This is a genomic window from Ralstonia sp. TCR112, from assembly GCF_007997035.1.
GTDB lineage: Bacteria > Pseudomonadota > Gammaproteobacteria > Burkholderiales > Burkholderiaceae > Ralstonia > Ralstonia edaphi.
On sequence record NZ_VOSS01000078.1, the window covers coordinates 76081 to 85994 of the forward strand.

At 66.3% G+C, this 9914-nt stretch carries 10 protein-coding genes; 3 read left to right on the top strand and 7 right to left on the bottom strand.

Translation table 11 applies throughout. The features are described 5' to 3' along the window. Window positions 1-7: 7 nt before the first annotated feature. The 3 genes from FUT88_RS18655 (at window position 8) to rsmA (ending at window position 3476) form a co-directional block, all read left to right on the top strand. On the top strand, window positions 8-1495 hold the full coding sequence (locus FUT88_RS18655; protein WP_186829333.1) for a peptidylprolyl isomerase: 1488 nt from the start codon (window positions 8-10) through the stop codon (window positions 1493-1495). A gap of 87 nt (window positions 1496-1582) precedes the next feature. After that, on the top strand, window positions 1583-2599 hold the full coding sequence (gene pdxA / locus FUT88_RS18660) for a 4-hydroxythreonine-4-phosphate dehydrogenase PdxA (RefSeq protein WP_147214593.1): 1017 nt from the start codon (window positions 1583-1585) through the stop codon (window positions 2597-2599). A 31-nt stretch (window positions 2600-2630) separates the two neighbouring features. Then, window positions 2631-3476: a 16S rRNA (adenine(1518)-N(6)/adenine(1519)-N(6))-dimethyltransferase RsmA gene (gene rsmA, locus FUT88_RS18665; protein WP_147214594.1), complete on the top strand. Its 846-nt coding sequence runs from the start codon at window positions 2631-2633 to the stop codon at window positions 3474-3476. Here the strand turns inward: rsmA and FUT88_RS18670 are convergent. The 7 genes from FUT88_RS18670 to FUT88_RS18700 all read right to left on the bottom strand — a co-directional run bounded on the left by FUT88_RS18670 (window position 3463) and on the right by FUT88_RS18700 (window position 9913). Continuing rightward, the gene (locus FUT88_RS18670; protein ID WP_147214595.1) at window positions 3463-4368 is read right to left on the bottom strand and encodes a DMT family transporter; all 906 of its coding nucleotides are present in this window, start codon (window positions 4366-4368) and stop codon (window positions 3463-3465) included. The two genes, rsmA and FUT88_RS18670, sit on opposite strands and share 14 nt — an antisense overlap. Next, the gene (gloA, locus tag FUT88_RS18675) at window positions 4352-4759 is read right to left on the bottom strand and encodes a lactoylglutathione lyase (protein ID WP_012761203.1); all 408 of its coding nucleotides are present in this window, start codon (window positions 4757-4759) and stop codon (window positions 4352-4354) included. Before gloA ends, FUT88_RS18670 begins: the two co-directional genes overlap by 17 nt. A gap of 125 nt (window positions 4760-4884) precedes the next feature. Further along, window positions 4885-5763 (bottom strand): M48 family metallopeptidase, encoded by an 879-nt coding sequence (locus tag FUT88_RS18680; RefSeq protein WP_147214596.1) that lies wholly within the window; start codon window positions 5761-5763, stop codon window positions 4885-4887. Continuing rightward, entirely contained in the window at window positions 5760-6512 is a 753-nt protein-coding gene (locus FUT88_RS18685) for a lysophospholipid acyltransferase family protein (RefSeq protein ID WP_147214597.1), read from the bottom strand. Before FUT88_RS18685 ends, FUT88_RS18680 begins: the two co-directional genes overlap by 4 nt. Before the next feature lie 11 nt (window positions 6513-6523). Beyond that, complete coding sequence (gene gmhB, locus FUT88_RS18690) at window positions 6524-7102, bottom strand: D-glycero-beta-D-manno-heptose 1,7-bisphosphate 7-phosphatase (RefSeq protein WP_147214598.1); 579 nt, start codon at window positions 7100-7102, stop codon at window positions 6524-6526. 31 nt (window positions 7103-7133) lie between these two features. Further along, a complete protein-coding gene (glyS, locus tag FUT88_RS18695) occupies window positions 7134-9227 on the bottom strand; it encodes a glycine--tRNA ligase subunit beta (RefSeq protein WP_147214599.1) in 2094 nt (697 codons plus the stop codon). 86 nt (window positions 9228-9313) lie between these two features. Then, on the bottom strand, window positions 9314-9913 hold the full coding sequence (locus FUT88_RS18700) for a hypothetical protein (RefSeq protein ID WP_261797213.1): 600 nt from the start codon (window positions 9911-9913) through the stop codon (window positions 9314-9316). Between the last annotated feature and the right edge of the window lies 1 nt (window position 9914).

Genomic DNA, 9914 nt, shown 5'->3' on the forward strand with positions numbered 1-9914 from the left:
CGACATCATGGCTTTCCAATCGACCGCTTTCGCCACGCGTGTGGCTCCTCTGGGCCGCTTGCGGGTTGCCACCGGCGTGCTGGTTGCGCTGCTGGCAGGGACCACGCTGTCGACCGCCGTCCACGCGCAGCAGGCGCCATCGGCAAAGAAGACCGCACCGGTGCGCGGCATCTTCGCCAACCCAGGTTCGTCGCCGAGCCAGCCGTTGCTGCAGGGCACGCTGCCCGAGCCGACGGCGCCGGGCGCGCCGCGCAGCCAACTCGTCGACGAGGTGGTGGCTGTGGTCAACACCGACGTCATCACGCGCCGCGAACTGCTCAACCGCGCCGACCTGGTCGAACGCACGTTCCGTGCGCAGAACCGTCCGCTGCCGCCGCGTGCGGATCTGCTCGGTGAAGTGCTTGAGCAGCTGATCCTGGAGCGTGTGCAGGCGCAGACCGCCAAGGAAAGCGGCATCCGCGTGTCCGACGCCGATGTGGACCGTGCCGTGGAAAGCGTGGCCCAGCGCAACAAACTGTCCGTGCCGCAGCTCAAGAGCAAGCTGAAGGACGCCGGCATGACGTACGACAAGTACCGCGACGACCTGCGCCAGGAAATCCTGCTGGCGCGCCTGCGCGAGCGCGAGGTCGACTCGAAGGTGCAGGTCTACGACGGTGAGATCGACAACTATCTGGCGCAGCAGGGCGGCGGCACGGCCCCGGCCGGCGAGCAGCAGTACAACGTCGCGCAGATTCTCGTGCCGGTTGCAGAAGGCGCCACGGATGCCGAGAAGGCCGCCGCGCGCAGCAAGGCCGAAAGCCTGCTCAAGCAAGCGCAAGGCGGTGCGGATTTCGCGAAGCTCGCGCGCGACAATTCCGGCGCGCAGGATGCATCGCAAGGCGGTGAGCTTGGGCTGCGGCCGATCGGTCGCCTGCCGGCTGTGTTCGCCAACGCCGTGGTCGACCTGAAGGCCGGCCAGGTGGCGAGCCAAGTGGTCGAAAGCCCGGCAGGTTTCCACGTGATCAAGCTGTTGGAAAAGCGCGCACCGAGCACCGCGATTGCCGCCAAGGTGCAGCAGACGCAAGTGCGCCACATCCTAATCAAGACCGGTCCGACGATGTCGGCGGACGACGCGCGCCGCCAGTTGACGGGCCTGCGTGATCGTATCGTCCACGGCTATGACTTTGGCGATGCAGCACGCCGGTATTCGCAAGACGGTTCGGCCGGTGCGGGTGGCGAGCTGGGCTGGGTGTCGCCCGGCCAGCTGGTGCCGGAATTCGAGCAGGCGATGAACCAGCTCAAGCCGGGCGATGTGTCGCAGCCGGTGCAGAGCCAGTTCGGCGTGCATTTGATCCAGGTGGAAGGCCGCCGCGAGGCAGAAGTGTCGGGAGACCGCGAGCGCGACTACGCACGCTCGGTGATTCGCGAGCAGAAGGTCCAGGCCGCCTATGAAGACTGGTTGCGTGAGTTGCGCGATTCGGCACACGTGGAGTACCGCGTGAACCGTCAGCAGTAAGCTACGGACATCCGCATCGCTCACGGCCGCCTGCGGGCGGCCGTGGCATTTCTAGACCGACCGGAAATCATCGCAGGAAAGCGCTGCATGCTGAACATTGCCATTACCACCGGCGAACCTGCTGGTATCGGCCCCGACATCACCGTGGCTGCGCTGCTGCATCTGGCGCGGCAGGCGTCGCCGCGTTACGCCGATGTGCAGTGGCATGTGATGGGCGATGCGGCATTGCTGCAGGCGCGCGCAGACGCGATCGGGCAGGGCGATTTCTGGCGCGTTGTCTCTACGGCGCTGACTGTCGTGGCGCGCCCGCTGGGTGCGCCCGTGCGCGCCGGCGTGCTTGATGCCGCCAACGGCCGCTATGTGCTGGACCTGCTCGATGCAGCCATCGACGGCTGCCTGATCGGCACGGCAAACGGCATCCGTTACGACGCGATGGTCACGGCGCCGGTGCAGAAGAGCACGATCAACGACGCCGGTGTGCCGTTTACCGGCCACACGGAGTATCTGGCCGAGCGCAGCCACACGCCGCGCGTGGTCATGATGCTGGCTGGTCCGCAGCCGGCGCACGACAACGCCATGCTGCGTGTTGCGCTGGCGACGACGCATTTGCCGCTGCGCGAGGTGCCGGACGCCATCACGCCCACGGTGCTCGACGAAACGCTCGACATCGTGCAGCGCGATCTGCGTATGCGGTTTGGCTTGCCCGCACCGCGTATTCTCGTGACGGGGTTGAATCCGCATGCGGGCGAATCCGGCCATCTGGGCCGCGAAGAGATCGAGGTGATCGAGCCGGCCATCGCGCGTGCGCGTGCGCGTGGGATCGATGCACGCGGTCCGTATCCGGCCGATACGCTGTTCCAGCCGCGCCTGTTGGCCGATGCCGATTGCGTGCTGGCGATGTACCACGATCAGGGTTTGGCGCCGCTCAAGTACGGCACGTTCGGCCATGGCGTCAACATCACGCTGGGCTTGCCGTTCGTGCGCACGTCGGTGGATCACGGTACGGCGTTGGACCTGGCGGGCACGGGCCGCGCCGAGTTCGGCAGCATGATCGAGGCGATCGATACCGCCATCGCCATGGCGCGGCACACGGCGCGTTCCTGAGTTTCTTCACCTTTTCGATTTCGAGTTCGCAATGGCACGATCCACGACCGGCGTTCACCAAGGGCACCAGGCCCGCAAGCGCTTCGGCCAGAACTTCCTGGTCGATGACGGCGTGATCCACGCCATCGTCGCCGCCATCGATCCGAAGCCCGATGATGTGCTCGTCGAGATCGGCCCGGGCCTGGGCGCGCTCACGGTGCCGCTGATGGAGCGCGTGCGCACGCTACAGGTGGTCGAGCTGGATCGTGACCTCGTCGCACGCTTGCAGAAGCGTTTCGGCGATCGGCTCATCGTGCATGCAGGCGATGCGCTGGCGTTCGATTTCGGTTCGCTGCTGGAGGCCGGCCGGCCGCTGCGTATCGTCGGCAACCTGCCGTACAACATCTCCAGCCCGCTGCTGTTTCACCTCGCCACGTTCGCCGACCGCGTGCGCGATCAGCATTTCATGCTGCAGAAAGAAGTGGTCGACCGCATGGTGGCCGCGCCGGGCAGCAAGGCGTTCAGCCGGCTCTCGGTGATGCTGCAGGTGCGCTATTACATGGAGCTGGTGCTGGACGTGCCGCCGGGCTCGTTCAACCCGCCGCCCAAGGTGGATTCGGCGGTGGTGCGGATGATTCCGTGGCCGGCCGATAAGTCGCCGTATGCGCCGGTCGACATGCGCGCGCTGGGCACGGTGGTGACGATGGCGTTTTCGCAGCGGCGCAAGGTGCTGCGCAACACCCTCGGCGCACTGCGCGATGTGATTGATTTCGAGGCGCTTGGCTTTGACCTGGGCCGCCGCGCAGAAGAAGTGCCGGTGGAAGACTTCGTGGCCGTGGCGAACGCGCTGCCGGCCAGCCGCATCGCCGGCACCGTTTCCGACCTCAGCGAAGATTGACGAGCAGGATGCCCGACAGCACGAGCGTTGCCGCCAGCGCAAACCGCAGGCCCACCGGCTCGTGCAACAGCAGCACGCCAAACGCCACGCCAAACAGCGGCGTCAGGAACGAGAACACGGACAACCGCGACGCCAGGTAACGGCGCAGCAGCCAGAACCACGTCAGGTAACTGGCAAACGCAATCAGCACGGACTGGTAGGCGAGGCTGGCCAGCGCGGTCGGTGTGAGGTTCGCGGTAAAGGCCTGGCCAGTGCCGGCGGCCATCAACAGCAGCAGCACGGCCGAGACGGCCAGTTGGTACAGCAACGTCTTCGCCGCCGGTGCTTCGGAAAGCTTGCTTGCCCGCACGACGATGGTCGTCGCGCCCCACAGCGCGCCGGCCACCACGCCAAGCGCGTCGCCCAATGACGTCGATGGCCCGGCCGCCGGGTGCAGGACGCCGTCGGCGAACGCCAGCACGATCCCCGCAAATGCAATGCCGATTCCGGCCCACTGGCGCGGCCGCAGGTGCTCGCCGGGCACAAAGAAGTGCAGACCGAGTGCGGTGAAGATCGGCGCGGTGTAGAGAAACACCGCCATGCGCGACGCAGTGGTGTAGCTCAGCCCGATGAAGATACACAGGAACTCGACGCCGAACAGCACGCCGGCCATGAGGCCACCAGTCAGCGTGCCATCGCGCAACGACAGGCACGTGCCGCGCCAGAGCGCAAACGCGAACACCAGGACCGACGCGATGGCCGAGCGGACACCGGCCTGCATGACGGGGCCCACGTCATGGGCGGCCACCTTGATGGCGACCTGCTGAAAGCCCCAGCACATGCACAGCACCACCATCAGCCCGATGGCGGTGCCGTCCAGCGGCCGCCGGATCGCGTCAGTGGCGGTTGCCATCGGGCATCGAGCGTGCCTGGATCAGCTCGATCTTGTAGCCGTCCGGATCTTCCACAAACGCGATGATGGTGCTGCCGCCCTTGACCGGGCCGGCCTCACGCGTGACTTTGCCGCCGGCGTTGCGGATCTGGTCGCAGGCCTGCGCGGCATTGTCGACCTCGATGGCCAAGTGCCCAAATGCCGTGCCGAGTTCGTATTCGCTCACGCCGTAGTTGTAGGTCAGTTCGATGACTGTGTTGCCGGCTTCCGGGCCGTAGCCGACGAACGCCAGCGAATATTTGTATTCGGGGTTGTCGCTGGTGCGCAGCAGCTGCATGCCGAGCACCTTGGTGTAGAAGTCGATCGAGCGCTGCAAGTCGCCAACGCGCAGCATGGTGTGGAGCATTCGCATGGGGTTTCCTTCCTGGAGAACTGCGGGGAAGGCGATATTGTAGGAGGGTGTGGCGGAGCGTGCAGGACAGGCGTTTTCTGCCACCGACGCATCCGCCGCCGCCGCCGCCGCGTCGGCAGGGCGAATCAGAATGCCGGCAAGTATTCCGGCGGATGCGAGCGCAGTTGCTCCCGCGCCTCACGAAACTCGGGAAAGATCGACTCCACGGTGTCCCAGAAGCGCGGGCTGTGGTTCATCTCCTTGAGATGCGCCAGTTCATGAGCGACCACGTAGTCGATCAAGCTCAGCGGGAAGTGGACGAGGCGCCAGTTCAGACGGATCTTGCCGTCGGCGGTGCAGCTTCCCCAGCGCGTGGCGGCGGAGGACAGCGCATACGCGCTATGCCGCACGCCCAGGCGCTCGGCATACACCTCAAGGCGTTCGCCGAAGAGGCGTCGAGCCTGCGTCTGCAGCCAGCCTTGCACGCGGTCCTTGATCTGCTGCTCGGTGGTGGTGGGCGGCAGGCCCAGGTGCAGCACGCTGGTGTCGGCATCGAACATCAATGCGCCGATGGGCGATTCCAGCTTGAGCGTGATCGTCTTGCCGAGGAAGGGGAGCGCGGCGCCGTCCTGCCACTCCATCGGCGGCAGCATGCGGCGTGCGGCGCTCGTGCGCCACTCGGCCAGCTTGGCGAAGATCCACTTCTGCTTTTCGGCGATGGCGTGTTCGATCTCGGCAAGCGTCACCCAGCGCGGTGCCGTGATCGACAGGCCGCGGTCGTCGATGACAAAGCCGATGGTGCGCCGCGACGAACGCTTGAGGTTATAGATCAGCGCGCGCTCGCCCAGCGTCAGGCGGCGCTGGTTGGGGCCGAGCGGTGCGGTGGAAAAATCGACTGTGGGCGGAGCGAGGAGGGACGCGTCAGGCGGCTGCGATGGCGACGGGGCTTCGGGCGCGAGCAGCGGCAGCTCGAGCTGGACGCTGTCGGCGGTGGTGGGCGAAGTCGGTGGGCGCAGCAGTTTCATGCGTGCTCGCGGTAGCTATCGGCGTCGATTCTACGCATTTCTGCTTCGATCCACGCTTCGACTTCGCGATTGAGTTCGTCGCTGGTCTTGCCGTCCGTGGAGATGGCCGGACCGACCGACAGCGTAATCAGGCCCGGATGCTTCAGGAACGAGTTGCGAGGCCACACGCGGCCGGAGTTGTGAGCGATGGGGATGACCCATGCGCCGGTGTCCACCGCGAAGCGCGCACCGCCGCTCTTGTAGCGCGGCTTCGGGTCGCCCGAGCGCGTGCGGGTGCCTTCCGGGAACATGATCACCCATGCGCCCTCGGCCATGCGTTCCTTGCCCTGGCGGGCGACCGAGGCAAACGCGTTGGCGCCGTCCTTGCGATTGATGTGCACCATTTTCAGCATGCCCAGCGCCCAGCCGAAGAAGGGCACATACAGCAGCTCACGCTTGAATACGTAGCACAGCGGCCTCGGCATGGTCGCCACAAAGGCCATGGTTTCCCATGCCGACTGATGCTTGGAGAGCAGCACCACGCGCTTGTTGGTCGCGACGGCTTCTTCGATGTGTTCCCAGCCCTGGTATTGCCAGCGAATGCCAAGCAGCCAGCGCGCCATCCAGATAGCGGATTTGGTCCAGCCCGACACCATCCAGAACCGGCGGGCCGGATTCATGAACGGGAACACGATGAAGCAAGCCACCGCGTAGATCGGCGTCCAGACGATCAGGAAAACCAGGTACAGCAGCGAACGGATAAAAGTCATTGGGGGCGAATTCAAGGGGCACGCGTGGGCATGCCCTGGGGCGCGGGGGACAACAGCGCACGCGCAAACGCGCGCAGGTCCTCGTGAATCTGGGTGCCCGGGGGCAGGTTGCCGGCATCGCGGGTCTTGGCGCCCTTGCCGGTCAATACGAGGTGAGGAACAGCGCCGACTTCCACGCCGGCTTGCAGGTCGCGCAGCGAGTCACCGACCACCGGCACGCCCGTCAGGTCCATGTCGAAGCGGCGCGCAATCTCGCGCAGCATGCCCGACTTGGGTTTGCGGCAGTCGCACGCATCGGCGGCGGTGTGCGGGCAGAAGAAGACGGCATCGACGCGTCCGCCGTAGGTGGCAAGCGCCTTGTACATCTTCTCGTGCATGGCGTTGAGCGCCGCGGCCTCGAACAGGCCGCGTCCGATGCCCGACTGATTGGTCGCCACCACCACCTGGTAGCCGGCCTGGTTCAGTTCGGCAATGGCTTCGAGGCTGCCGTCCAGGGCGATCCACTCGTCGGGCGACTTGATGAACTGGTCGCTGTCGCGGTTGATGACGCCATCGCGGTCGAGAATCACCAGTTTGGGAACGTGGGGCATGGTGGGCTCCGGACGGTGCTTGGGGTGCCGATCAGGCGGCCAGCTTGGAGATGTCCGCCACGCGGTTCATCAGTCCGTGCAGTTCAGCCAGCAGTGCCAGGCGGTTGTCGCGCAGCGCGGTGTCGTCGGCCATCACCATCACGCCGTCGAAGAAGGTGTCGACCGCTTCGCGCAGGCTGGCCAGCGTCTTCAGCGCGGTGGTGAAATCGCCCCGTGCGAAGGCATCGTGCACCTGCGGCTCGGACGACGCCACGGCCTGATGCAGCGCGCGCTCGGCGTCTTCCTTGAGCAGTTGCGGCTGCACTGCGCCAATCGCTGCGTCCGTCTTCTTCAGGATGTTGGTGATGCGCTTGTTGGCGGCGGCCAACGCTTCGGCTTGCGGCAGGGCCGCGAAGGCACGCACGGCGTCGAGGCGCGCGACGATGTCGTCCAGGCGCTGCGGGCGCTGGCTGACCACGGCTTCCACCTCGTTGGTGCTGTAGCCCTTGTCCTTCAGGTAGCCGCGCAGGCGGTCGTAGAGGAAGTCCGTGATGGCAGCCAGGTCCGGCTTGACGGCGGCGATGCCATCGAAGCTGGCGGCGGCAATCTGCAGCGCATCGTCAATCGTGAGCGCGAGCGGCTTCTCGATCAGCATGCGCAGGATGCCCAGCGCGTGGCGGCGCAGCGCGAACGGGTCTTTCTCACCGGTGGGTTGCAGACCGATGCCCCAGATACCGACCAGCGTTTCCAGCTTGTCGGCCAGCGCCACCACGGTACCGGTGGCGGTGCTGGGAAGCGCGTCGCCGGCAAAGCGCGGTTGGTAGTGTTCGGAGCAGGCCAGCGCCACGTCGTCGGGCTCGCCGTCGTGGCGGGCGTAGTACGTGCCCATCGTGCCTTGCAGCTCGGGGAACTCGCCCACCATGTCGGTCAGCAGATCGGCCTTGGCCAGGAGCGCGCCGCGCGAGGCGTGGGCAACATCCGCACCGAGCTTCTCCGCCAGTTGCCCCGCGATGGCCTGCAGGCGCGACACACGCTCAAGCTGCGTGCCGATCTTGTTGTGATAGACCACACGCGATAGCAGCGGCACGCGGTCGGCCAGCGGCTTTTTCTTATCCTGCTCGAAGAAGAAGCGGGCGTCGGCCAGGCGCGGACGCACCACGCGCTCATTGCCTTGAATGATGGCCTCGGGTGTGCTCGTGGCGATGTTCGAGACGATCAGGAAGCGGTTGCGCAGATGGCCCTGTGCATCGGTCAGCGCAAAGTACTTCTGATTGGTCTGCATGGTCAGGATCAGGCACTCCTGCGGCACTGCGAGGAACGCTTCCTCGAAATGGCAGGGGTAGACCACGGGCCACTCCACCAGCGCGTTCACCTCGTCGAGCAGCGCTTCGGGCATGACCACCGTATCGGCGCCGGCCGTCTTGAGCAGCTCGGCGCGGATGGCTTCCTTGCGCTTGCCGTAGCCGGCGATGACCTTGCCCTGCGATTCCAGCGTGCTGGCATACGAGGTAGCGTCTTTGATGACGATTTCGCCGGCCGACAGGAAACGGTGGCCCAGCGTCACGTTGCCGGCTTGCAGGCCGAATGCGCTGACGGGGATGACTTCGCTGTCGAGCAGGGCGATCAGCTTGTGCGCCGGGCGCACGAACTGCACGTTATCGCCGTTCGGGCGCTGATACGTCATCACCTTCGGAATCGGCAGATTGGCGATGGTCTGCGTCAGTGCAGTCTGCAGGCCGTCGGCCAGCACGGCGCCGCGCGCGGTATAGCGATAGAACAGCGCTTCAGCCTTGCCGTCAGGCGCGCGTTCGAGCGATTCGGGGGCGATGGCCTCCACGCCCACGGTCTTGGCCAGCGCAGCCAGCTTCTTGACGAGCGGCGCGGCGGGCTTGCCCTCAGCATCGAAGGCGATGGTGACGGGGAGGACCTTCTCGCGCAATTCGCGGTCGGGCGCGGTGCGGCGTACGCCGGTGATCGATGCAGCCAGGCGGCGCGGCGTGGCGAAGCCTTCCACGGCGGCGCCTTCTTCGAGCAGGCCTTGCGCCGACAGACCGTCAAACAGGCCGCGCGCAAACGCCTCGCCCAGGCGGGCCAGCGCCTTGGGCGGCAGTTCTTCGGTCAGCAGTTCGATCAGGAGGGTGGACATAGCGTTTGAATCGGTGACGTCGTTGTTCTGCGCCGCGTGGTGTTCAGATCAGATGCGGCGATACGTTGTTTGGTTCGGTTCAGTGATCAGCAGGGCGAGCCGGGCACGGGCTCCACGCCCGAGAGCAGCCACACGCCGTTCTGCTGCTGGAATTGCAATTGCGTGCCGGCGCACTGGCCCGGCGGCGGAGGCGGTGCAATCGGGGCGGGCGTGGTTCCGGGCGCGGCGGCATCACGGCGCAGGAACCGCGCAGACAACAAGCCGCGTCGCGCGTCGTAGCGCACCTCTTGCAGCGTGCCCGACACGTTGAATTCCAAGCGGCTCGGCAACTGCCCGGCGGAGCGGAACACGCGCGCACGGCGCTGTGCCTTGGCGCCCGTGCCTTGCCACTCCACCCACGTGAGCGGGAAGCGCAGGGCCGTCGCATAGGTGCGCAGCGGCACGCGATGCCAGCCGAGGTCACGCGCGCCGGACAGGTCGCAGGCCATCGTGCGCACCAGGCTCGTCCATTGATCGAGCGACGGCGGAGGCGGCGTCCACGCCGCGCTCAGCGCTTGCTGCAGCGGCTTGGAATCGGCCACGCAAAGCTGCGTCAAAGTGTTGGGCACGACAAAAACCTTCTCCGTCGATGCGGCCTTGGACGTGCGATGCCGTGCCGCTTGCGCAACGCTCGCCGGAAGCGCCAGC

What these genes read in the sequence shown, in the direction of transcription:
- rsmA (WP_147214594.1), top strand. Translation starts at nt 2,631, where the DNA reads ATGGCACGATCCACGACCGGCGTTCACCAAGGGCACCAGGCCCGCAAG.
- FUT88_RS18655 (WP_186829333.1), top strand. Translation starts at nt 8, where the DNA reads ATGGCTTTCCAATCGACCGCTTTCGCCACGCGTGTGGCTCCTCTGGGC.
- FUT88_RS18670 (WP_147214595.1), bottom strand. Translation starts at nt 4,368, where the DNA reads ATGGCAACCGCCACTGACGCGATCCGGCGGCCGCTGGACGGCACCGCC.
- glyS (WP_147214599.1), bottom strand. Translation starts at nt 9,227, where the DNA reads ATGTCCACCCTCCTGATCGAACTGCTGACCGAAGAACTGCCGCCCAAG.
- gmhB (WP_147214598.1), bottom strand. Translation starts at nt 7,102, where the DNA reads ATGCCCCACGTTCCCAAACTGGTGATTCTCGACCGCGATGGCGTCATC.
- pdxA (WP_147214593.1), top strand. Translation starts at nt 1,583, where the DNA reads ATGCTGAACATTGCCATTACCACCGGCGAACCTGCTGGTATCGGCCCC.
- FUT88_RS18685 (WP_147214597.1), bottom strand. Translation starts at nt 6,512, where the DNA reads ATGACTTTTATCCGTTCGCTGCTGTACCTGGTTTTCCTGATCGTCTGG.
- gloA (WP_012761203.1), bottom strand. Translation starts at nt 4,759, where the DNA reads ATGCGAATGCTCCACACCATGCTGCGCGTTGGCGACTTGCAGCGCTCG.
- FUT88_RS18680 (WP_147214596.1), bottom strand. Translation starts at nt 5,763, where the DNA reads ATGAAACTGCTGCGCCCACCGACTTCGCCCACCACCGCCGACAGCGTC.